Origin of the sequence: Mesorhizobium sp. CA14 (assembly GCF_020165195.1) — a bacterium.
Lineage (GTDB): Bacteria > Pseudomonadota > Alphaproteobacteria > Rhizobiales > Rhizobiaceae > Mesorhizobium.
Genome location: NZ_JAIUHR010000043.1, coordinates 1 through 21,305, shown reverse-complemented (window position 1 = coordinate 21,305; position 21,305 = coordinate 1). Strand labels below are relative to the sequence as shown.

The window sequence follows — 21,305 nt, the reverse complement described above, 5'->3', positions numbered from 1 at the left end:
AAGACGACGGATTGCCTCGCCGTTGGCTGGCCGGCACGCGCTTACTGGAACGCCGTTTCCGAAAAACTTCTGAGCTTGCGCGAATGCAGCCGCTCCATCGGCATCTCGGCGAGCTTCTCCATCGCCCTGATGCCGATGGTAAGATGCTGCGCCACCTGGCGCTTGTAGAACTCGGTCGCCATGCCGGGCAGCTTCAACTCGCCATGCAGCGGCTTGTCGGAGACGCATAGCAGCGTCCCGTAAGGCACGCGGAAGCGGAAGCCGTTGGCGGCGATGGTGGCCGATTCCATGTCGAGCGCAATGGCGCGCGACTGAGACAGGCGCTGCACCGGTCCACGCTGGTCGCGCAGCTCCCAGTTGCGGTTGTCGATGGTGGCGACGGTGCCGGTGCGCATGATGCGCTTGAGATCGTAGCCGGATAGGCCGGTGACTTCGGCGACCGCCTCCTGCAGCGCCACCTGGATCTCGGCCAGCGGCGGAATCGGCACCCAGACCGGCAGGTCGTCGTCCAGCACATGGTCCTCGCGCACATAGGCATGTGCCAGCACATAGTCGCCCAGCGCTTGCGTGTTGCGCAGGCCTGCACAATGGCCGAGCATCACCCAGGCATGCGGCCGAAGCACCGCGATATGGTCGGTGATCGTCTTGGCGTTGGACGGGCCGACGCCGATATTGACCATGGTGATGCCGCCATGGCCGGGCTTCTTCAGGTGATAGGCCGGCATCTGCGGCAGGCGCTGCGGCAGCGTGCCTTCAGAAACCGTCGCTCCGTTCCTGGTAACGACGTTCCCGGGCTCGACGAACTCGACATAGCCGCTGTCGCCATCGGCCATCAATTCGCGGGCGCGCGCGACGAATTCGTCGATGTAGAACTGGTAGTTGGTGAACAGCACGAAGTTCTGGAAATGCTGCGGGCTGGTCGCCGTGTAATGCGTCATGCGGTGCAGAGAATAGTCGATGCGCTGTGCGGTGAACGGCGCCAAGGGCCTTGGCTCGCCGAACGCCACCTCGAAGGTGCCGTTGGCGATCTGGTCGTCGGTTCCGTCGAGATCCGGCACGTCGAACAGGTCGCGGATCGGCCGCTTGATGCGCTCGGCGGCCGCGCCGTCGACATAGGTGCCTTCCAGGAAGGCGAAATGCAGCGGGATCGGCGTGGTCGATTCCGACACAGTCACCGTCACGCCGTGATTGCGCATGATCAGCCTCAATTGCTCGATGAGATAGTTCTCGAACAGTTGCGGTTGGGTGATGGTGGTGGCGAAATGGCCGGGCGTCGGCATATGGCCATAGGCCTGGCGCGAGTCGACCTGGCTGAACGACGTCGTGGTGACGCCGATCTGCGGATAGAAGGCCCGGTAGCGCTTGCTCTCGTCGCCGCCCGCGGCAAGCGCCGCGAAGGAGTCGCGCAGGAATTTGGTGTTGCGGTCGTAGAGCGCCTGCAGCGCCGCGACCGCCTTCCTGGCGTCATGGAAGTCCTGCTTGCCGAAAGGCTCCGGCATGACGACAGATTCGATGGCTTGGGGGTAGATTCGCTTTTCCATGGCTCAATATAGAGATTTGGAAGAGCGGTTGGGAGGGGGAGGTGAGCGTCAAGCGGCCGCAAGCGTCGTTTTTCTTCGATGGCGTTACCCGCGCTGCAGGCTGATCAGCAGCACAAAGCCCACGGTGGTGTTCTTGTGCGCCGGCGCTTCGATCGTGTGGCTCGTGTCGGCCCGCATCATCGGCACCGCCAGCACCGGGGCGGCCAGCAGGATAAGGATGATCGTCGCCCGCGGCAGCAGCCGAAGGGCATTGGTTGCGATGGCGGCGATGCGGTTCATTTGGTGGTGTCCACGTTTCAACTTGATTTTCAGCTTGGTCGCTTCAGCGCTTGAATTGGTTCACGACGCCGACAACGCAGGCGCCGGCCGTTCCCACGAGCGGGCTGAATGACCGGCTTCCGCCACCAGAATGGCGAAGAGCATGCCGAACAGGCTCATCAGGAGGCAGACGATGGTGAAGCGACGGGCAAGCATTTCTCTCTCCTTCAATGCGGGAGAAAATGGCTGACGGCCTCTGAACCGGTTCTGAGACCGGTATTCATCTGCGGTTCAATTTGATTGACGAGCGTTTGAACGGGCGCCGGTGACGCGCCCTCGGTCCGACGGCGCGTTGCCGCGCCAAAAGAAAACGGGGCCGTTCGGGCCCCGTTCGGATCATCTGGAGTTTGCGATCAGAGCTTGTGCCAGGTCTGGCTCTTGCAGATCAGGCCGCCGAGCACGCAGCCGCTCATCTTGAGCGTTGTGCCTGTAAGGGTCGCCTTGCCGGAGTAGGTCTTGTCGTTCGCCGGGTCGGTGATGTTGCCGGCGTATTTGTTTTCGCCGGTCGCCTTCAGCGAGCCGATCGTCTTGCCCGCATATTTGCCGGTCTTGAGCGTGATGGAGAAAGAGCCGCCGCCGCCGATCGTCGCCGTCTCGCCGGACTGTGTCTTCCAACTGCCTTCGATCGGGTCGGCCCACGCGGCGCCCGCCATGATCAAGGTGGCCGCCAGGGCCAGGCTCATCTTTCGAAACATCTTGTCCTCCCAATGGATTGCGGTGACTTCGATCCGCCCATCTGCCCCTTACGCTAACGGAAGCTAATCCAGCTCCCGCCAAAACAAAAGCGGTGCCGCCAGGTAAGGTTGCAAGGATTTTCGCCGCGCCGATGGCTGGAAATAAACGCGGCCGGAAAAACGCTTCGGTTTCCGTGGTTAGCGAAGTCTTGATTCCGCCTGCGGCAATTTTCATCGAATTTGATGCAAAATGGCGGAAACGCTGGATTCCCATGCTTAACAGTTTTTCGCGTTTACCTCTTGTTTTAGCTTTGTTTTCCTCAAATTAAGCAAGTCATTTAACGACGGATTCAAGGCCAGCCGTCATCCTCGAAAGCATCGAAAGAGCGGCCCGCCCCGAGGGACACCGGGGGAAAAGGAGGCAGCTCTCGGGAGCCAGACAGGGGATTGAAATGGCACGTTTTGAAATGCTTGAAGACGGCTTCGGCGCCATGGGGGCAACCGCCCAGGCCGACATTCTTTTCGAACTGGGCATGATGTATGCGACCGGCCGCGATTGCGAGACCGACGTCGTTGCCGCCCACAAATGGTTCAATATCGCCGCGATCAAGGGTTCTGTCCGCGCCGCCGAGCTGCGTTCGGAACTGTCGGTCACCATGTCGAAGGCCGAGATCGCCACCGCGCTGCGCGAAGCCCGCGAATGGATGACGATGCACTGATCCTGCGCGCAGCGCCTGAAAATTCGGGAGGACAAGGCCGCGATAAGACGGCCGGATGACAAGATCAAGAACGCGGCAGGTCAACGAACCTCAAGCCGTGCGACAAAACAGGGAAGCGAGCGGGTTTCAGGCGCGGGGCGTCTGGGGAGCTCGACTGCAAAAGCCGTGACCGACCGAAACAAGGCCGGCACGGCTTTTTGCATTACGCATGGTAATCATGCGCGTGGCCCAAGCAATCCCGGCCGAAATGAACCAAAACCTTCCGAATTGTCCTCTCGACAGTTTCCGCGAAGGGTGAAATTGTCCGGGCTCTGTGGAAGAAGCGCGGTCATGCCGCCGCGCTCAAGTGGAGGAGTTCTTATATCATGAAAAAATTGGGTATTTTGAGCGCGGCCGTATTTGGCCTGATGATGAGCGCCCCGGTTGCCTTCGCCGACGACATCACCATTTCGGTGGTCGGCCCGATGACCGGTCAGCTCGCCACCATCGGTGACCAGTTCAAGCAGGGTGCGCAGGCTGCGGCCGACGCCATCAATGCCGCCGGCGGCGTCAACGGCTCGAAGATCAAGCTCGACATCGAGGACGACCAGTGCGATCCGAAGCAGGCGGTTTCGGTGGCCAACCGCATCGTTGCCAACGGCGTCAAGTTCGTTGACGGCCATGCCTGCTCGGGCTCGAGCATTCCGGCTTCGGCGGTCTATGCCGAAGCCGGCACGCTGATGATGAGCCCCGCCTCGTCCAACCCGGTGCTGACCGACGCCGCCGCCAAGGCCGGCTGGCCGACCATCATGCGCCTTTACACGCGTGACGACGCGCAGGGCGCCTTCATCGGTCCGTGGATCGCCAAGAAATATGCCGGCAAGAACGTCGTTATCCTGCACGACAAGAGCGCCTACGGCCAAGGCGTTGCCGACGCCGTGAAGGCCACGATGAATGCCGGCGGACTCAAGGAGGTCGATTATGAAGGCATCAATGCCGGCGAGAAGGATTATTCGGCCCTCGTCACCAAGCTGAAGGGGCTCAAGGCCGATGTCGTCTATTTCGGCGGCTACCACCCCGAGGCGGGCCTCATCCTGAGGCAGGCGGCCGAGCAGAATGTCAAGTTCCAGCTGATCATGCCGGACTCAATCGCTTCGCCGGAATTCTGGCAGGTCGCCGGCCCGGCCGGTGAAGGCACCCTGTTCGTGTTTCCGTCGGACCCGCAGGCCAAGCCCGAAGCGAAGGAGGCGGTCGCCAAGATCAAGGCCGGCGGCTTCACGCCCGAAGGCTTCACGCTGTTCTCTTATGCTGTGATCCAGGCCATTGCCGAAGGCGTCAAGCGCGCCGGCACCGACGATCCTGCCAAGGTCGCCGAGGCGCTCAAGGACGGCAAGCCGATCAGCACCGTGGTCGGCGACGTCATCTTTGATGAAAAGGGCGACCTGAAGAACGCCAGCTACGACATCAACCAGTGGCACGACGGCAAATACGCGCCGATCAAGCCGTAAGTCGGTTCTGCAATCGAGGAAATGGCCGGGCTCGTCCCCGGCCATTTTCGTTTGGCTTTGCTCGTCAAGCGAAGCTGGCGCTGTGCCGCCACCCCAGCCGGTTTGGCCCCAAGGTGACCTGGCATCTCAGCCCTGCACGTCCTCGAAACGCACCAGCACCGTGCCGTCGCTGACTTGCGCGCCCTCGGCCGCGATCTCGGCGATCACGCCGTCATGCGGCGCGACGATCATGTGCTCCATCTTCATCGCTTCGAGGATCAAGAGCGGCTGGCCCTTGATCACGGCATCGCCTGCCGCAGCCCGCACCAGCTTGACTAGCCCGGGCATCGGCGCGCGCAGGCTGCCTGCGGCGGCTCCCGCCTCATCGGCCTTGGCCAGCGGATCCGGAACCGTGAACGTATAGCCGATTGCGCCTTCGAAGATGGTGACGTGGCCGGGCCAGCGGGCGGCATGCGGCATGGTCCTCAGATCATGCGTATTCACCGCGTCGTGCGGCGCCTCCAGCGCCACCTGGAAGCGGCCGTCCGGCCGTGCCGAAACCCTGGCCAGGATGTTCTCCTCGCCGTGGCGCAGGCGGATGCGGCGCGCGAGCGTGTGGAAATGCGCATAGCCCGAAAGCGTGGACCATGGATCGGCGGCGGGACCGGTCACGCCGGCATCCGTCGCGGCAAGCGCCGCGGCGGCGATCGTCTCGTCGCTCGGCGCGGGGATGGCGGTGAGCGCCTCCTGGTTCCGGCCGATCAGCCCGGTATCGACATCGCCGGCCGCGAAATCGGCATCGGCGGCCAGCGCCGCCAGGAAGGCGGTGTTGACGGTCGAGCCGGCCACTTCGGTCCGCGCCAGCATCTCGCGCAGGGCATTGAGCGCCGAGGCCCTGTTGTTGGCATGCACGACCAGCTTGGCGATCATCGGATCGTAGAAAGGCGAGATCGCATCGCCGGCACGCACGCCGGTCTCGATGCGCATCGCGGCGTTTTCCGGCGCCGCGTCGGGGAATTTGAGATGATGCAGGGTCCCGGTCGCCGGCAGGAAGCCCTTGGCGGCGTCCTCGGCATAGAGGCGCGCCTCGAAAGCGTGGCCCGATAGGGTGATTTCATCCTGCGCCTTGGGGAGCTCTTCGCCGGACGCGACGCGCAGCTGCCATTCGACAAGGTCGACGCCGGTGACCATCTCGGTGACCGGGTGCTCGACCTGCAGCCGTGTGTTCATCTCCATGAACCAAAAGCGATCGGCCTTGAGCCCCTGAGAGGCATCGACGATGAACTCGATCGTGCCGGCACCCGAATAATTGATCGCCTTGGCGGCCTTCACGGCCGCTTCCGTCATCGCCTTGCGCAGCGCAGGCGTCATGCCGGGGGCGGGCGCCTCCTCGATGACCTTTTGGTGGCGGCGCTGCGCCGAGCAGTCGCGTTCGAAAAGATGAACCGCATTGCCGAAATTGTCGCCGAACACTTGGCACTCGATATGACGCGGCTTGTCGACATATTTTTCCACCAGCACGCGGTCGTCGCCGAACGCTGCTTTCGCTTCGCGCCGTGCGCCTGACAGCGCTTCGGAGAAATCGTCGGGGTGGTCGACGCGCCGCATGCCCTTGCCGCCGCCGCCGGCGCGCGCCTTGATCAGAACGGGGTAGCCGATTTCGCGCGCCTTGGAGGCAAGCAGCACGATTTCCTGCGCTTCGCCGTGATAGCCGGGCACCACCGGCACGCCGGCCTTTTCCATCAGCCGCTTGGCGGCGTCCTTCAATCCCATGGCGCGGATCGAGCCGGCGGACGGACCGATGAAGACAAGGCCTGCCGCCGCCACCTGGTCGACGAAATCGGGGTTTTCCGACAGGAAGCCGTAGCCGGGATGGATGGCCTCGGCGCCGGTGGCGAGCGCCGCGGCCACGATCCTGTCGCTGCGCAGATAGCTTTCGCCGACGGGCGAGGGGCCGATATGCACCGCCTCGTCGGCCATCTCGACATGGAGCGCGCGGGCATCCGCGTCGGAATAGACGGCGACCGTGCGGACACCGAGCCTGCGGGCGGAGCGGATGACGCGGCAGGCGATCTCGCCGCGATTGGCGATCAGGATCTTGCCGAACATGGAGCCTCCGCATGTTGGGTTCGAATTTCGCGGGAAGCGAGGCGCTTGCTGTCCCGCCAACCTATCCAAGCGAGCATTCCTGTAGCGTCGATCTCTCCCTTACCAAGCTCTACGTCGGGTGAGAACGTGCCTATTTCGACGCCGCGATGGCGCAGCCGCCACTCGCCGTGTTCAGTCGCCATTTCTTCAGGCCGCCCTGGCAATTGCGCATGGCGACGTCCTCCGCAGCCTTCTGGGACGGCGCGTTGAGCGCCTTGCCGCAGACGACATAAAGGTCCCTCACGCGTGTGTAGAACGTCGTTGCGTAGGCCGAATGGCCGCCCGCCGCGACATACGCATTGTAGGCAATTCTGCACTGATCCTTGGAGTTCATCGCCAAGGGCGGCGGAAAACGCTTGTCGCCCTCGTTGCCCGCCAGAGAACCGGCGATGGCCGCGGTCGACGCCGAGAACATAAGCAATGCGAGAAGTATAGAGGCGAATGCGCTCCGAGTGTATTTCAGTTCCATTTTTTCCCCATCCCCATTGGATAATGCAGGATGAGCAATAGCGAATGTTCCGTGCTGTCGCCAGCCACGATCCGCAAACTCGCATTTTCGTGAGGAAATGAAGGATCGCGCTCATGAAATTTCAATCCCGATCCAGGGTAGCGATAGTCCGCCGATATAAATCCGCCGTCTGCTCGTCGAAGCAGCAGAAAGTAACGACGTCCGGCACCGCATTTTCCCGCAGGAAGTCGTCTATGGTGCTGACGGCGATCCTGGTCGCTTCGTCTTTCGGGAAGCGGTAAATACCGGTCGAGATCGCCGGAAATGCCACTGTCCGGCAATCCTGGCCACGCGCAATTTCGAGCGAGCGCCGGTAACAGGAGGCGAGCAGCTCGGCTTCGCCCTTGCCGCCGCCTTGCCAGACTGGCCCGACTGTGTGGATGACGTAACGCGCCGGCAGGCGATAGCCTTTGGTCAGCTTGGCGTCGCCGGTTTTGCAGCCGTGAAGCGTGCGGCATTCGGCGACCAGCTCCGGCCCGGCCGCGCGATGGATGGCGCCATCCACGCCGCCGCCGCCGAGCAGCGAGGAATTGGCGGCATTGACGATGGCGTCGACCGCGAGCTTGGTGATATCGCCGGTGTGGATGCGGATTCTGTCGCTGAGAGCACCCATCGTCACATCCTGAACACGCCGAATTTCGTCTCCTCGATCCCGGCATTGAGCGCCGCCGAGAGGCTGAGCGCCAGCACGTCGCGGGTCTTGGCCGGATCGATGATGCCGTCGTCCCAGAGCCGCGCTGAGGAATAAAGCGGGTGGCCTTCATGCTCGTATTTCATCAGGATCGGCTTCCTGAACTTCGCCTCCTCCTCGGCGCTCCATTCACCACCCTTGCGCTCGATGCCTTCGCGCTTGACTATGGCAAGCACGGTGGCCGCCTGCTCTCCGCCCATCACCGAGATGCGCGCGTTGGGCCACATCCACAGGAAGCGGGGTGAATAGGCGCGGCCGCACATGCCGTAATTGCCGGCGCCGAACGAGCCGCCGATGATCACCGTGAGCTTCGGCACCTTTGCGGTGGCGACCGCCATCACCAGCTTGGCGCCGTCCTTGGCGATGCCGCCGGCCTCGTATTTTCGCCCGACCATGAAGCCGGTGATGTTCTGCAGGAAGACCAGCGGAATGCCGCGCTGGCAGCAGAGCTCGATGAAATGAGCGCCCTTGAGCGCGCTTTCGGAAAACAGCACGCCGTTGTTGCCGATGATGCCGACCGGCATGCCGTGCAGATGGGCAAAGCCGGTGACCAACGTCGTGCCGTAGTTTTGCTTGAACTCGTCGAACTCCGAACCGTCGACGAGCCGGGCAATCACCTCGCGCACGTCATAGGGCTGGCGCAGATCCGTCGGCACGATGCCGTAGAGTTCGGCCGGATCGTAAAGCGGTTGAATCGGCTTCTGCAAATTCAGGCTTGGAGCCTTGTTCCGATTCAGGTTCCGGACGATGCGCCGGCAAATGGCCAAGGCGTGCTCGTCGTCCATGGCGTAGTGGTCGGCGACGCCGGAAAGCCTGGTGTGCACATCGGCGCCGCCGAGCTCCTCGGCGCTGACATCCTCGCCGGTCGCGGCCTTCACCAGCGGCGGGCCGCCGAGAAAAATGGTCGCCTGGTTGCGCACCATGATCGTCTCGTCCGACATCGCCGGCACATAGGCGCCGCCCGCCGTGCAGGAACCCATGACGCAGGCGATCTGTGGGATGCCGGCCGCCGACATGTTGGCCTGGTTGTAGAAGATGCGGCCGAAATGCTCGCGGTCGGGGAAGACCTCGTCCTGGTTCGGCAGATTGGCGCCGCCGCTGTCAACCAGATAGATGCAGGGCAAATTGTTCTGCAGCGCGATCTCCTGCGCCCTGAGATGCTTCTTCACCGTCAGCGGATAATAGGTGCCGCCCTTCACCGTGGCGTCGTTGACGACGACCATCACTTCCCGGCCTTCAACGCGGCCGACGCCGGTGATGATGCCGGCCGACGGAATGTCCTCGCCATACATCGACCAAGCCGCGAACTGGCCGACCTCGAGGAAGGGCGAACCGGCGTCGAGCAGCTGCGCCAGCCGCTCGCGCGGCAAAAGCTTGCCGCGTGAGACGTGCCGTTCGCGGGCTTCATCGGAGCCGCCACGCTCGATGCTTGCCGCCTTCTCGGCGATGTCGGCGACCAGCGCGCGCATGCGCTCCGCATTGGCGCGGAAGGTGTCGGAGGAGGAGGAGATCTGGGTTTGCAGTATGGCCACGTTAAACCCCCTCCGCCATGATCTCGCGGCCGATCAGCCAGCGGCGGATCTCGCTGGTGCCTGCGCCGATCTCGTAGAGCTTGGCGTCGCGCAGCAGCCGCCCCGTCGGGTAGTCGTTGATGTAGCCGTTGCCGCCGAGCAGCTGGATGGCGTCGAGCGCCATCTGCGTCGCTTTCTCGGCGGCGAACAGCACGCAGCCGGCGGCGTCCTTGCGCGAGGTCTCGCCGCGGTCACAGGCGGCGGCCACCGCATAAACATAGGCCCGCGCGGCGTTCATCGTCGAGTACATGTCGGCGAGCTTGCCCTGCACCAGCTGGAACGTACCGATCGGCTGGCCGAACTGCTTGCGCTCATGCACGTAAGGCACAGCGACGTCGAGGCAGGCCGCCATCAGCCCGATCGGCCCGCCGGAAAGCACCGCGCGTTCATAGTCGAGCCCCGACATCAGCACCTCGACGCCGCGCCCTTCCTCATGCAGCACGTTCTCGAACGGCACCTCGACATCCTCGAAGACGAGCTCGCCGGTGCTGGAGCCGCGCATGCCGAGCTTGTCCAGCTTCTGCGCGACCGAAAAGCCGGCCATTGTCTTCTCTACGATGAAAGCGGTGATGCCGCGCGCATGGCGATCCGGATCGGTCTTTGCGTAGACCACCATCGTTCCGGCGTCCGGGCCGTTGGTGATCCACATTTTAGAGCCGTTGAGCACGTAGCGGTCGTTGCGCTTTTCGGCGCGCAGGCGAAGCGACACCACGTCCGAGCCGGCGCCTGGTTCCGACATTGCCAGCGCGCCGACCGTCTCGCCCGAGCAAAGGGCAGGCAGATACTTCTCCTTCTGCGCCGGCGTTGCCCATCGATTGATCTGGTTGACGCAGAGGTTCGAATGCGCGCCGTAGGAGAGGCCGACCGAGGCGGACGCGCGCGAAATCTCCTCCATCGCAACGACATGCGCGAGATAGCCCATGCCGCTGCCGCCGAAGTCCGGATCGGCGGTGATGCCGAGCAGACCGAGCGCGCCGAGTTCGGCCCACAGATGTGTGGGAAACTCGTTGGAGCGGTCGATCTCCGCCGCGATCGGCGCGATCCTGTCTTGGGCGAAGCGCCGCACGGTATCGCGCAGCGCCTCGATGTCGGGATCCAATCCGAAGCTGAGCGTATTCGTGTACATGCCGTTCCTCCCTGCGCACGCCCCGGTCCTCGCGGGGATCATGCCTCAATCAGAGCGCCACGGCGGCGCCCGAAAGGACGCGCGGTGCCATGGCTGATTGTCGCGCCGACCAGGCGCATTGTCATCGAAAGATATGATGCCGTGACTTCAGCGACCGACAGCCGTTCGCCCGGACGGAACCAGACGATGACGCCGGTCATCATCTGGATCAGCGCCATGGCGGTGAGCCCGGTGTCGTCGACCTGAAAGACACCGGCCTCGGCGCCGTCGCGCAGGATCGTGCGCAGTTCTTTTTCATAGGCTGTGCGCATCTTGAGGATCTGCGTCAGCCTTTCATGCGACAGGCTGCGCAATTCCATGTTGGAGACATGGGTGGCGTGGCGCCGCTCGATGTGGAACGCGATGTGGTTCTCGACATAGGCGGCGAGCCGGGTGACCGGATCGGCGCTCGCCGGTCGCGCCGCTTCCCAAGCCTTGAGCAGACCTTCCATATGCTCTCGCATCAAGGTGAAAAGCAGATCTTCCTTGGTCGGGAAATAGCGATAAAGCGCGGCCGCCTGCACGCCGACCTCCGCCGCCAGCTGCCGCATCGACATCGCCTCGTAGCCGAGGCGCGCGATCAGGCTGACTGCCGCCTCGCGGACGGCCGCTTCGGTTTTTCCCCCATCGGAACCTGTGGTGCGCGCCATGTTCGCCTCCAGCGAAATTAATAAAACGAACGTTCAATTAATTCAAGCGCCAAATCCTCTTGGGGGGGAGATGTCGCCATAGGCGACAGAGGGGGTCGTCTCGCGTGAAGCGCCAACGCCCTTGCGACAAGGCCAACGCCGGAGATCTACGTGAGACGACCCCATCCGGCCTGCCGGCCATCTCCCCCTCAGGGGCGGAGAGATCAACTCACACGATGATCCTGAAATCCATGGGCGCGTCGTCGGCCGCTTCCTCGATCTCGACCTTCGAGACGAGCGCGCCCCGCGGCCCTTGCCACAGGCGTTCGATCATCGCCGCGACAGCGGCATCGGCGCCGGCAATCAGCGCGGCGACGGAGCCGTCACGCTCGTTACGCACCCAACCCGTCAGCCCGAGACGCATCGCTTCGCCGCGCGCCCAGACGCGGTAGCTCACACCTTGCACCGTGCCGGAAACGCGCGCCCGAACGATTCTATGTTCGCCTTGCATTGCCTGTGCTCCGCGTTGCGCTTGCCGGAATCTGGCACAGCAAAGGGCAAAGGCAACAGGGGACTAGGTCAGTTCCCCTTCGCCGTCGCCAGCGCGCCCGGCAGCTCCTCGGCGAAGACATCGAGCTCATGGTCGAGGCCGACGCTCACCCGGATGCAGCGGTCGAGCCGTGGCGCCATCGGCTTGCGGATGAACACATCGCGCGACAAAAGGTTCTGCATCACCTTCAGCGCGAAGGCGCCGTCGCGGCCGCAGTCGATGGTGACGAAATTGGTCGCCGACGGCAACGGCTTGAGATCGTTCTGCCTGGCGATGGCTGAAATGTGCTCGCGGCCCGCGGCAACGCGCGCCACCACCGAGCGCAGATAGTCCTGGTCGGCAAGCGCCTCGAGACCGGCGATCTGCGCCATCCGGCTGACGCCGTAATGGTTGCGGATCTTCTCGAAGTCGCGGATCACCTCTGCCTCCGCCACCGCGTAGCCGCAGCGTATGCCGGCCAGACCATAAGCCTTGGAGAAGGTGCGCATGCGGATGACGTTCGGCCGCGCGACGTCGATCGCCGGCAGCGCCGAGGCCGGTCCCAACTCGCCATAAGCCTCGTCGAGCACCAGCATGGTGGTTTCCGGCAGAGCTTCGATGAAGCGGACGACATCCGGCGCCTCCCACCAGCTTCCCATCGGATTGTCGGGGTTGGAGAGATAGACCAGCGGCGCCTTTTCGCTGGCGACCTTGGCGAGAAGCCCGTCCAGGTCCTCCTTGTCGTTGGCGTAGGGAACTGTCACCAGGCGGCCACCGACGCCGGCGATATGGAAATTGAAGGTGGGGTAGGCGCCGAGCGAGGTAACCACGGCATCGCCAGGGCCAACATACATGCGCGCCACCAGGCCGAGCAGGCCGTCGATGCCTTCGCCCACGACCACGTTTTCGATCGCCACGCCGTGATGCGCTGCGGCCGCCACCTTCAGCTCGTAATTGTCGGGATCGCAATACATCCACTGGTCGCGGGCAACGCTCTCCATGCGCGCGATGACGCGCGGCGAAGGCCCGAAACTGCTTTCATTGGCGCCGATGCGGGCGCGAAACGGCCGCCCGCGCTCGCGCTCCTGCGCCTCCGGGCCGACAAACGGCACCGTGGTCGGAAGCGCGCCGACGATCGGCGTGAGGGAGGGGCGACGAAGCATGGCACAGGCTCGCGTGGAAATGGCGTTCTTGCTAGCGTAGGCGAGGGGTGGGTGCAAGTTTTCGGGCTGGCCGAGCTGCGGCGATGGCTGGATTCTCCGGCGCCGTTTTGCTAGCGAGACAGAATGAGCAACCGATTGCCGCCCGCCTGGGCAAAGCACCTCAAGACTCAACCTTCCGCGAAGGCGGTAGCACCAAAAGCTGCGCTACCCAAGGCCCGGCCAAAAGCCATTCCGCCTCGCAGTCAGGCCGATGACATGCTGTTGCGGCAGGCGCTCGAGCTTCAGAAAGCTGAGCAACTGCCAGAGGCCGAAGAACTATGCCTTCGCGTTCTGAATAGGACGCCAAACCATCCGCTGGCGCTGTATATCCTGGGGACCCTCGGCATCGGATACGACGACGAAAAGTCCCTGCGGTATTTTGCCAGAGCCGTCGGCGAAGAGCCTGGAAACCCCTACTACCACCTGAGCCTCGGCGAAACTTATCTAAGGCTCAGCGAATTTTCTCTTGCGATCAAGCACATTCAGCACGCCTTGGAGTTGAAGCCGGATATGGTGGAAGCACTGTGCAGCTTGGGCGCCGCCTATAATGCGTTTGACAAGGGGGAAATGGCGCTGCCGCTGTTCGAGAAGGCGCTCAAGATCGATCGAAGTCATTCTGCGGCTCGGTTGGGACTGCCCCACACACTCGCAAGCCTCGGTCGTATGGACGAAGCCGCGGTTCATCTGAAAGAGGCGATAGAACGGCGCATCGCCGTGCCGGCTGCCTACAATGCGCTTGTACACACGCGCAAGTACGCGGAAGAGCCGCCGGAGCTCGCGGCAATCCTGACGGAGCTACAGGACCCGGATCATAGACCGCAGGGAGCCGCAGCGCTTCATCATGCTGCCGGAAAAGTGCTCAACGACCTTCGCCGCTACAAGGAGGCTATGGATCACTATAAGAAAGGAAATCAGGCCGGGGGCCATAAATTCGATCTGGAAACCTACCGCCGCTGGGTGGATGCCACGATCGAGATCTTCACACCGGAATCGCTGGCTGCAATGGCCGCTTATGGCAATCCCTCGGAAGTGCCAGTATTTATCGTCGGCATGCCTCGTTCGGGTACAACGCTTACAGAGCAGATTTGCTCCAGCCATCCTGATGTTCATGGCGCCGGCGAACTCAGCAAACTTGAACGAACAGCTAACGGAATCGGCCTCAAGGACCAAGCCACCGCAAATCTCGGCAAATCGATCGCGACGATCACCCCCCAACTGATCAAGACGCTGGCCGAAGATCATCTCGCCTATCTGCGCGAGCGTGCTCCTGACGCGCTCCGAATCATCGACAAGATGCCACACAATTTCGAGCTGATCGGCCTGATCGCCGTTCTGTTTCCCAACGCGCGCATCATTCATTGTCGCCGCGACGCCATCGACAATTGCCTCTCCTGCTTCGTCCTGCAATTCAATAAAGCGCACAGCTACAGCGCTGATCTCGAGACGCTCGGGCTCTACTACCGCGAATATGATCGCCTGATGTGCCATTGGAACAAGGTTCTTCCGGGTCGCATCTTCGAAAACCGGTATGAAACACTGATTGAAAACCAAGAGGAACAATCGCGTCGTCTGATAGACCATCTTGGATTGCCTTGGGCTGATGACTGCCTGCGGTTTTTCGATAGAGATGGCTCGGTGAACACCTACAGCAATTGGCAAGTCCGCCAGCCGATCTATACGTCGTCCGTCAAGCGATGGAAGAATTACGAGAGCGAGATCCAGCCGCTGATCGAAGCACTAGGCGACCTCGCCGAGGTCTGATTTCGGCCATTGGGCGGCCGCTCGGCGGAGCCAGTTCTCAATCCGAAAACACCGGCGGAATCGGTCAGCGTCGTCTGACTTGGTCGGTGAGGCCCACCACGCAATGCTGGATCGGCGATGATCGTTCCCGCGGCTTCATCCCTTGTCCTCGAAGGCAGCTGCGGTGCCGGCTGGGCATTTCCTCGAAATTGATGAGACTGGCACCTTTCCGCTCGATGCCTCGACGTTGGCAGCTGGCAAACGCGGCGGGGAGTGTTCGATCTACTCCCAAGCGAAGAAATATCGCGCAGGGTTAGAGTAGGGCAGTCGCATATCGGGTTTATCGGCGAAGGCCAGCACGAGGCCGTCATCCTCGCGCTTGTCCCGAGGATCCGCCGTCGCACGCGGATATAACGCGATCAGTTCGGGGGCCGGTAGATCTCGGGACAAGCCCGAGGATGACGGCAAGACGTGACGGGTTGTCCGAAACTCCCAAAGCCATATGCGATTGCCCTGAGGGTTAGAGGGACTGTCCCGCCGGAGTTGAAGCTCTTCACCGACGCTGCATTTCGACGGTGTGGAAGGCCAACGGCGCCTTCATTGCTGATACAGCCCCCGAACTGCGCGGCGGTTTGGGGCCTCGACATGCATCAAACCAGAAAAGAAAAACCCGGCGGTTGCCCGCCGGGTTTCTTTTTGCATCCCAGAAATATCTGGTCTTAGAAGTCGCGCTGGAAGCGGAGGATACCGCCGACGCTGTTCTTCTTGTCGGCGTTGGTCCAGTTGCCGTAGATCGTGGGGCTGTCGAAGTTGCCGTAGTGGTCGTAGTCAACTTCGGCCGTGATTGTGAAGCCAGGAACAGCGGTATAGGCGACGTTCGCAGCCACACCGTAGTTCTTGTCGTCGTCACCCGACACCTGGAGATTGAACGCGGTCTTCTCGTTGAACTTGTAGGTGCCGCCGGCCCACCAAGCCCAGTTGCCGCCCCACTGCTTGTAGAAGCCGCGACCGTTGGCATCGATACCTTGGCCGGGCAGGTGGACGTCATTCAGGTCGCCATCGTTGCCATAACCGAACATGCCGAACAGCGAGAACTGGTCGTTGATGTTGACATCCAAGCGGACCTTGCCGGTCACCTGCTCGTAGTTGCTATCGTAGGCGACGACGCCGGTGACGGCGCCCCAGCCCTGCGTCCACTTCACGCCGCCGACTACATGCGGAACATAGCTGTCGATCGTGCCGACCACCCCTTCGCCTTCTTCCAGCGAGACCACGGCCGAGAAGCCGTTGCCGGCGTCGAAGTAGTACTGCACGACGTTGGTGTCGAAATCGCCGTAGGGAACGATCGTATCCTGGATGACGTTGCCGGCGTAGCCGATGAACGTATCGAAGGCCGACTCGTCCTTACCGACACGGAGACCACCGAGCTGGATCCAGGCGAAGTTCAGCGAAACCTTTCTCGGGTCGCCGTTGCCGGCCGGATTGGCAGTGGCGACACCACCATAGAGTCCGGTAGTGGTTCCGCGACCGTTGCCGAAGTTGAAGCGGGTCTCGGTGTAGGTCTTCAGGGTGCCGAGCTCGGTTTCCTGGCCGGTCCAGGTCTTCAGCGTGAAGCGGGCGTTTTTCTTCCAGGTGCTGTTCTCGCTGCCATCCCCCCTGTCAATAGACTTGGCACCGTCGAACGAGCCGACGTCGCCAAAGCCGGCGTCATAACGGACATAGCCGCCGATGCGCAGGCAGGTTTCGGTGCCCGGGATGTAGAAGTAGCCGGCGCCGTACACGTCGCAGATCTTGACGTATTCAGCCGGTTCCGGCTCGGCAACGGTCACCGCGTCGGCGGCGCGAGCACCGGAAACTGCGATCAGGGCCGCAGCTGAGCCGAGAAGAAGGCTCTTGATGTTCATTTTCTGACCTCCAGTCAAAAGTTAAAAAACGGGTCTGGGTATTTTTTGCTGAAGGACAGCGTTCCCTGCCCCATCCCCACTACCGAAAAAGATGCGCACCGCGCCGCTCCTTCGAAGCTGACATTACCCATGAGCCGGCGCCGTTCAACCACGATCGTACCGCCGCAAGGGCCGTCCGGGCGCTATCGCCGGGCGTTGTTGCACAAATGACACGATTTGGCCTCACTCCGAAAGCTCTCGTTAACCATCGAGGGCCGCGCACCGGCTGAATCCGCCCGAATCCGGCAAAGGACCGACCGAAATGCGGCGGGCGGCTGAGTCGATAGCCAGGCGATTGCCGCAGAATCGCCACCTGAAGCGACATGAGCGCGAAAGTCCGCCGATTTTTCGCCGATTATCGCGCCGGCTTGTTGATTGTGCCCGCGCTTTTCTTTATCCAGCGGCGCGACGGAGAGGTGGCCGAGTGGTCGAAGGCGCTCCCCTGCTAAGGGAGTAGAGGTCAAAAGCTTCTCGTGGGTTCGAATCCCATCCTCTCCGCCACCCTGCGCCCCGCGGGCTTCGGGTGGCAGGCCGCCCCGGAACCGCATTTTGGGCGTAGGAGTGTCGCCCGAAGCTACGAAGTAGCGCAGGGGGACCATGTGGTACGTCTATTTCCTGCGGCTCCATACGGCGATGTCTATGTCGGATCGACAAACGATCTCCGGCGTCGTTTCGAATCGCACTAGTCGGGACAAGTGACTTCGACCAAGGCTTATCTGCCTGTCGCCCTGAAGGCCTATATCGCGGTCGAAACCGAGGCCAACGCCCGGCAGCTCGAACAATATTTCAAGACCGGATCTGGAAAGGCCTTCGCCAACAAACGGTTTTGGCGGACAGTGCCCTGCTGACTGATCCCCGTTTATCTCCTTGAAGTGAAAGGGAAAGCAGCTGAAGGAGCTGCCGTCTCTTCGACCTCCTCGTCCGATTCTGACTGGAGGTCAGAAAATGAACATCAAGAGCCTTCTTCTCGGCTCAGCTGCGGCCCTGATCGCAGTTTCCGGTGCTCGCGCCGCCGACGCGGTGACCGTTGCCGAGCCGGAACCGGCTGAATACGTCAAGATCTGCGACGTGTACGGCGCCGGCTACTTCTACATCCCGGGCACCGAAACCTGCCTGCGCATCGGCGGCTACATCCGCTACGACATCGGCGTGGGTGACGTTAATGGTCACACGGATGTGCCGGATCGCATGGGTGACGGCTTCAACGATACCTACCACAAGCTGGCCCGCTTCGCGCTGAAGACCTGGACCGGCCAGGAAACCGAGCTCGGCACCCTGAAGACCTACACCGAGACCCGCTTCAACTTCAAAGATGGCTGGGATGAAGACGCCGGCAACTCCTCGTCGCTGAACTTCGCCTGGATCCAGCTTGGCGGCCTGCGCGTCGGTAAGGATGAAACGGCGTTCCAGACGTTCATCGGTTACGCCGGCAATGTCATCGACGACGATATCGTTGTTGACGGTCCGTACGATACCAATGTGATCCAGTACTACTTCGATGCCGGCAACGGCTTCTCGGCGGTGGTCTCCCTCGAAGATGGTTCTGGCGACGACACGATCGACAGCTACGTTCCTCATGTCGTCGGCGGCCTGAAGTACACGCAGGGCTGGGGTGCGATCTCCGCCGTCGGCGCGTATGACAGCAACTACGAAGAGTGGACCGGCAAGGTTCGTCTCGACGTGACCCCGGTGGAGAACGTCTCCCTCTTCCTGATGGCCGGTTACGGCACTGGCGATGACAATGTCTTCAGCGGCGGTCATGACTTCTACAAGAAGTGGGACGGCAGCTGGGCGGTCTGGGGCGGTGGCTCCTACAAGTTCAACGAGAAGACCTCGTTCAATGCGCAGCTTGCGTATGACGAGGGCAAGAAATTCGCGCTGGCGGCAAACGTTGCCTACACTGCCGTTCCTGGCTTCACGATCACGGCCGAAGTCGACTACGTCAATGAGGGCGCCAGCGCCTATCACCCCAGCGGCGACGCCTGGGGCGGTGTCCTCCGCTTCCAGCGCGACTTCTAAGGGCTGGACTTGCACAGGTGAAATCCAGCCCGGGTGTTTTCATGCCCGGGCTGGATTTGTTTTCGTGACTGGGTGAGGGCAAACGAAAGACGAGAAGGGGGTATTGGTAGCTGAAGTCCGTGAAATGATTTCGTCGGGATCCGCCGCCTGGCGGATGAAATCATTTTGTCGGACAAAAACTCTTGAAAGGACGCTTCCAAGCGGGTAGCTGTGCCTATCCACTCGGGGGTGTGGTCAAAAAATGACGAACGAAGCAGTTCAAGAGGGGGGGTCCTCTGCTCATTTTGCGGTTTTTTCTTCTCAGAATTCGAACTTTCGATACACGTATAACAAGATCAGAGAAGTAAAGTCGTACAGAGTCGGGGAGCTTTTTGCAGCTTATCGAGATATACTCTGGGATGACGGGCGGCATAAATACAATGTCAGCTCTTTCATTGGTGAAATAGACGAGATCCTTCTGGGAGAGCGTTTCAGCACCTTTGACCAGAACACCCTGGACAATCTTATCGGTACATTGCGCCAGCGCGGCAACAGCAACGCAACCATCAATCGCAAGATGGCTGCACTCAGCAAATTGCTGCGTAAGGCGCATAAGATGGGAGATATCCACAGCCTGCCCGAATTCCGCCGCCAGAAAGAGCGGGCGGGACGGATTCGTTTCCTCGAAAGGGACGAAGAAGCGAGGCTGTTCGCGGCGATCAGGAGCCGCAGCGAGGATGCCTACAGGCTTTCCGTCTTCCTGGTCGACACCGGCTGCCGCCTCGGCGAGGCGCTCGGCCTGATCTGGAACGACATTCAGGAACACCGGGTCTCCTTCTGGATCACCAAATCCGGCCGCAGCCGCACCATTCCGATGACCGAGCGCGTCAAGGAAGTGATCAAGCTGCTGCCGAACACGGAAGGGCGCCGGCCGAAAGGTCCGTTCACCAAGCTGACACAGGCGCAGTACCGCGCGATCTGGAACGAAGCGAAGACGGAAGTCGGCCTCGGCGCCGATGAACAGGTGGTGCCGCATATCTTGCGTCACACTTGCGCTTCCCGTCTCGTTCAAGGCGGTATCGACATAAGGCGCGTCCAGATGTGGCTGGGCCACCAGACCTTGTCGATGACCATGCGTTACGCCCACCTGGCCACCAACGATCTCGACGGCTGCGTCACCGTGCTCGAGAAGCCGCGCAATCAGGAGTCGTCGCCGCGGTCGGCGGAGAACTCTATGTTCGCTTCGCCCCTCACCACGCCGACCTCCGCCCCAGCGTCTCGGAAAGCGAAAGGGTCGGAACCGGCCAAGGCGCCCCGCAAGCGCTCGAAAGGCGAATAGATCCAGCGGATCGCCACGCCGGTTGGCGCAAATCTATATTTTAATGGTAAGCCCGGGGCTGATGCAGTCTCGGGCTTTACTTAATTCCTACTGGACGGTCGATCCGATCGAGAAATGCGGCGATAGTTTCCGGCAAATCGCCGGTTTCGAGGAACGGCGCGTGGCCCTGGCCTTCGACGGTGATCTGTTCCATGCCGGGATGCCGCTCCTGCATCTCTTCGAGTGTCGCGGTGGAAAGCAGTTTCGAGTTTGCGCCGCGAATGGCAAGCAGCGGAATGGCGGCAAGCGCGTCGAACTGCGGCCACAGATCCGGCAGCGGCTTGCCGAAATCGATCCCGGCCAGTGTGTCGACCAGCGCCGGATCGAAATCCGGCACCCAGCCGGTCTCCGTTTCGCGGCAGATTGCCCGGACCATTCGCGCCCAGTCGGCGTCGGTGAGCGCCGGGAAATCGGCGCCATGCACGCGCCGCTGAGCATCCACCGCCTCGGCGAATGTCTTCGGTTTTGGCGCGCGGTCGAGATAGAAGCGGATATGGGCGAGGCCCTCGACCTCGATCATCGGGCCGATGTCGTTCAGCACGATGGCCTTCAGGACGGCCGGCTTCAATGCGCCGAGCACATGGATGATCAGGCCGCCGCGCGAGGTGCCGATGAAGGCAGCCTGTTCGATGCCGAGCGCCAACAGCCCGGCAAGCACGTCGCCGGCTTCGACGCCGACATTATAATGGCCGATATCGGGATCGCGGTCGGATTGCCCGCGACCGCGATAGTCGAAGGCGATGACTTTGCGCAGCCCTGCCGCCTTGGTTGAGAGGTAAAGCGCCAGTTCGTGGAAGTCGCGGGCGTTGCGGGTGAGTCCGGGCAGGCAGACGACCGGCCAACTGCCGGCGTTCGCCTCACCATAAATCCGGGCGTGGAGTTTCAGGCCGTCAGGCGCGGCATAGAAGAAATCGGAAAAACCTTCGCTCATGTCGGGGATGCCGCTCCTCACTAGGGGAGCGACAGCTACAGGCGAGAGCAGGGATCGTCAAATGGGAAGCGCGCTTCACCTTCTCCCGCAAGGGGCCTGTTGCGTAATTGGCTGGTTGTGATTCTCTGAGAAGGAAGCTCGGAGGGAATCGCAA

The 21,305-nt window shown here is 62.0% G+C and carries 20 protein-coding genes and 1 tRNA gene; 7 read left to right on the top strand and 14 right to left on the bottom strand.

Annotated features, from left to right (window positions below):
* Positions 1-41: 41 nt before the first annotated feature.
* The 4 genes from LB565_RS28535 to LB565_RS28525 all read right to left on the bottom strand — a co-directional run bounded on the left by LB565_RS28535 (position 42) and on the right by LB565_RS28525 (position 2,554).
* Positions 42-1,499: an AMP nucleosidase gene (locus LB565_RS28535; protein ID WP_224589418.1), complete on the bottom strand. Its 1,458-nt coding sequence runs from the start codon at positions 1,497-1,499 to the stop codon at positions 42-44.
* A gap of 126 nt (positions 1,500-1,625) precedes the next feature.
* Positions 1,626-1,820, bottom strand: coding sequence for a hypothetical protein (locus tag LB565_RS28530; RefSeq protein ID WP_224589417.1), 195 nt, complete (start codon positions 1,818-1,820; stop codon positions 1,626-1,628).
* Between the two features lie 60 nt (positions 1,821-1,880).
* Positions 1,881-2,015, bottom strand: a complete 135-nt coding sequence (locus LB565_RS29930; RefSeq protein WP_263483977.1) for a hypothetical protein — start codon at positions 2,013-2,015, stop codon at positions 1,881-1,883.
* A gap of 197 nt (positions 2,016-2,212) precedes the next feature.
* Entirely contained in the window at positions 2,213-2,554 is a 342-nt protein-coding gene (locus tag LB565_RS28525) for a DUF2147 domain-containing protein (protein ID WP_224589416.1), read from the bottom strand.
* 431 nt (positions 2,555-2,985) lie between these two features.
* On the opposite strand from LB565_RS28525, the gene LB565_RS28520 reads away from it, so the two are divergent.
* Together LB565_RS28520 and LB565_RS28515 are read left to right on the top strand one after the other, a co-directional pair.
* Positions 2,986-3,252, top strand: a complete 267-nt coding sequence (locus LB565_RS28520) for a sel1 repeat family protein (RefSeq protein WP_224589415.1) — start codon at positions 2,986-2,988, stop codon at positions 3,250-3,252.
* Between the two features lie 365 nt (positions 3,253-3,617).
* Positions 3,618-4,739 carry an ABC transporter substrate-binding protein gene (locus LB565_RS28515; protein ID WP_224589414.1) on the top strand — a complete coding sequence of 374 codons (1,122 nt, stop codon included), beginning with the start codon at positions 3,618-3,620 and terminating at the stop codon, positions 4,737-4,739.
* A gap of 126 nt (positions 4,740-4,865) precedes the next feature.
* Here the strand turns inward: LB565_RS28515 and LB565_RS28510 are convergent, their stop codons facing one another.
* The 8 genes from LB565_RS28510 to LB565_RS28475 form a co-directional block, all read right to left on the bottom strand.
* Positions 4,866-6,827: an acetyl/propionyl/methylcrotonyl-CoA carboxylase subunit alpha gene (locus tag LB565_RS28510; RefSeq protein ID WP_224589413.1), complete on the bottom strand. Its 1,962-nt coding sequence runs from the start codon at positions 6,825-6,827 to the stop codon at positions 4,866-4,868.
* A gap of 130 nt (positions 6,828-6,957) precedes the next feature.
* Positions 6,958-7,335 carry a hypothetical protein gene (locus LB565_RS28505; protein WP_224589412.1) on the bottom strand — a complete coding sequence of 126 codons (378 nt, stop codon included), beginning with the start codon at positions 7,333-7,335 and terminating at the stop codon, positions 6,958-6,960.
* A 121-nt stretch (positions 7,336-7,456) separates the two neighbouring features.
* Positions 7,457-7,987 (bottom strand): O-acetyl-ADP-ribose deacetylase, encoded by a 531-nt coding sequence (locus tag LB565_RS28500; RefSeq protein WP_224589411.1) that lies wholly within the window; start codon positions 7,985-7,987, stop codon positions 7,457-7,459.
* Between the two features lie 2 nt (positions 7,988-7,989).
* Positions 7,990-9,597, bottom strand: a complete 1,608-nt coding sequence (locus LB565_RS28495; protein ID WP_224589410.1) for a carboxyl transferase domain-containing protein — start codon at positions 9,595-9,597, stop codon at positions 7,990-7,992.
* A gap of 1 nt (position 9,598) precedes the next feature.
* Entirely contained in the window at positions 9,599-10,762 is a 1,164-nt protein-coding gene (locus LB565_RS28490) for an isovaleryl-CoA dehydrogenase (RefSeq protein WP_224589409.1), read from the bottom strand.
* 38 nt (positions 10,763-10,800) lie between these two features.
* The gene (locus tag LB565_RS28485) at positions 10,801-11,451 is read right to left on the bottom strand and encodes a TetR/AcrR family transcriptional regulator (protein WP_224589408.1); all 651 of its coding nucleotides are present in this window, start codon (positions 11,449-11,451) and stop codon (positions 10,801-10,803) included.
* A 208-nt stretch (positions 11,452-11,659) separates the two neighbouring features.
* Positions 11,660-11,941, bottom strand: coding sequence for an acylphosphatase (locus LB565_RS28480; protein WP_224589407.1), 282 nt, complete (start codon positions 11,939-11,941; stop codon positions 11,660-11,662).
* 68 nt (positions 11,942-12,009) lie between these two features.
* The gene (locus tag LB565_RS28475) at positions 12,010-13,122 is read right to left on the bottom strand and encodes a pyridoxal phosphate-dependent aminotransferase (RefSeq protein ID WP_224589406.1); all 1,113 of its coding nucleotides are present in this window, start codon (positions 13,120-13,122) and stop codon (positions 12,010-12,012) included.
* 123 nt (positions 13,123-13,245) lie between these two features.
* Here LB565_RS28475 and LB565_RS28470 point away from each other — a divergent pair, with 123 nt between their 5' ends.
* Positions 13,246-14,922: a tetratricopeptide repeat-containing sulfotransferase family protein gene (locus LB565_RS28470; RefSeq protein WP_224589405.1), complete on the top strand. Its 1,677-nt coding sequence runs from the start codon at positions 13,246-13,248 to the stop codon at positions 14,920-14,922.
* Positions 14,923-15,620: 698 nt separating this feature from the next.
* Here the strand turns inward: LB565_RS28470 and LB565_RS28465 are convergent.
* The gene (locus LB565_RS28465) at positions 15,621-16,805 is read right to left on the bottom strand and encodes a porin (RefSeq protein ID WP_224589404.1); all 1,185 of its coding nucleotides are present in this window, start codon (positions 16,803-16,805) and stop codon (positions 15,621-15,623) included.
* A gap of 362 nt (positions 16,806-17,167) precedes the next feature.
* Here LB565_RS28465 and LB565_RS29925 point away from each other — a divergent pair, with 362 nt between their 5' ends.
* The 4 genes from LB565_RS29925 to LB565_RS28450 all read left to right on the top strand — a co-directional run bounded on the left by LB565_RS29925 (position 17,168) and on the right by LB565_RS28450 (position 20,181).
* Positions 17,168-17,293 (top strand): hypothetical protein, encoded by a 126-nt coding sequence (locus LB565_RS29925; RefSeq protein WP_263483978.1) that lies wholly within the window; start codon positions 17,168-17,170, stop codon positions 17,291-17,293.
* Positions 17,255-17,345, top strand: a tRNA-Ser gene (locus LB565_RS28460). Before LB565_RS29925 ends, LB565_RS28460 begins: the two co-directional genes overlap by 39 nt.
* A 444-nt stretch (positions 17,346-17,789) precedes the next feature.
* A complete protein-coding gene (locus LB565_RS28455) occupies positions 17,790-18,863 on the top strand; it encodes a porin (protein ID WP_224589403.1) in 1,074 nt (357 codons plus the stop codon).
* A 241-nt stretch (positions 18,864-19,104) separates the two neighbouring features.
* Positions 19,105-20,181 (top strand): tyrosine-type recombinase/integrase, encoded by a 1,077-nt coding sequence (locus tag LB565_RS28450; RefSeq protein ID WP_224589402.1) that lies wholly within the window; start codon positions 19,105-19,107, stop codon positions 20,179-20,181.
* A 76-nt stretch (positions 20,182-20,257) separates the two neighbouring features.
* On the opposite strand, the gene LB565_RS28445 is transcribed toward LB565_RS28450, so the two are convergent.
* On the bottom strand, positions 20,258-21,151 hold the full coding sequence (locus LB565_RS28445; protein WP_224589401.1) for an alpha/beta fold hydrolase: 894 nt from the start codon (positions 21,149-21,151) through the stop codon (positions 20,258-20,260).
* Between the last annotated feature and the right edge of the window lie 154 nt (positions 21,152-21,305).

What these genes read in the sequence shown, in the direction of transcription:
- LB565_RS28535 (WP_224589418.1), bottom strand. Translation starts at nt 1,499, where the DNA reads ATGCCGGAGCCTTTCGGCAAGCAGGACTTCCATGACGCCAGGAAGGCG.
- LB565_RS28530 (WP_224589417.1), bottom strand. Translation starts at nt 1,820, where the DNA reads ATGAACCGCATCGCCGCCATCGCAACCAATGCCCTTCGGCTGCTGCCG.
- LB565_RS29930 (WP_263483977.1), bottom strand. Translation starts at nt 2,015, where the DNA reads ATGCTTGCCCGTCGCTTCACCATCGTCTGCCTCCTGATGAGCCTGTTC.
- LB565_RS28525 (WP_224589416.1), bottom strand. Translation starts at nt 2,554, where the DNA reads ATGTTTCGAAAGATGAGCCTGGCCCTGGCGGCCACCTTGATCATGGCG.
- LB565_RS28520 (WP_224589415.1), top strand. Translation starts at nt 2,986, where the DNA reads ATGGCACGTTTTGAAATGCTTGAAGACGGCTTCGGCGCCATGGGGGCA.
- LB565_RS28515 (WP_224589414.1), top strand. Translation starts at nt 3,618, where the DNA reads ATGAAAAAATTGGGTATTTTGAGCGCGGCCGTATTTGGCCTGATGATG.
- LB565_RS28510 (WP_224589413.1), bottom strand. Translation starts at nt 6,827, where the DNA reads ATGTTCGGCAAGATCCTGATCGCCAATCGCGGCGAGATCGCCTGCCGC.
- LB565_RS28505 (WP_224589412.1), bottom strand. Translation starts at nt 7,335, where the DNA reads ATGGAACTGAAATACACTCGGAGCGCATTCGCCTCTATACTTCTCGCA.
- LB565_RS28500 (WP_224589411.1), bottom strand. Translation starts at nt 7,987, where the DNA reads ATGGGTGCTCTCAGCGACAGAATCCGCATCCACACCGGCGATATCACC.
- LB565_RS28490 (WP_224589409.1), bottom strand. Translation starts at nt 10,762, where the DNA reads ATGTACACGAATACGCTCAGCTTCGGATTGGATCCCGACATCGAGGCG.
- LB565_RS28485 (WP_224589408.1), bottom strand. Translation starts at nt 11,451, where the DNA reads ATGGCGCGCACCACAGGTTCCGATGGGGGAAAAACCGAAGCGGCCGTC.
- LB565_RS28480 (WP_224589407.1), bottom strand. Translation starts at nt 11,941, where the DNA reads ATGCAAGGCGAACATAGAATCGTTCGGGCGCGCGTTTCCGGCACGGTG.
- LB565_RS28475 (WP_224589406.1), bottom strand. Translation starts at nt 13,122, where the DNA reads ATGCTTCGTCGCCCCTCCCTCACGCCGATCGTCGGCGCGCTTCCGACC.
- LB565_RS28470 (WP_224589405.1), top strand. Translation starts at nt 13,246, where the DNA reads ATGAGCAACCGATTGCCGCCCGCCTGGGCAAAGCACCTCAAGACTCAA.
- LB565_RS28465 (WP_224589404.1), bottom strand. Translation starts at nt 16,805, where the DNA reads ATGAACATCAAGAGCCTTCTTCTCGGCTCAGCTGCGGCCCTGATCGCA.
- LB565_RS29925 (WP_263483978.1), top strand. Translation starts at nt 17,168, where the DNA reads ATGAGCGCGAAAGTCCGCCGATTTTTCGCCGATTATCGCGCCGGCTTG.
- LB565_RS28455 (WP_224589403.1), top strand. Translation starts at nt 17,790, where the DNA reads ATGAACATCAAGAGCCTTCTTCTCGGCTCAGCTGCGGCCCTGATCGCA.
- LB565_RS28450 (WP_224589402.1), top strand. Translation starts at nt 19,105, where the DNA reads ATGACGAACGAAGCAGTTCAAGAGGGGGGGTCCTCTGCTCATTTTGCG.
- LB565_RS28445 (WP_224589401.1), bottom strand. Translation starts at nt 21,151, where the DNA reads ATGAGCGAAGGTTTTTCCGATTTCTTCTATGCCGCGCCTGACGGCCTG.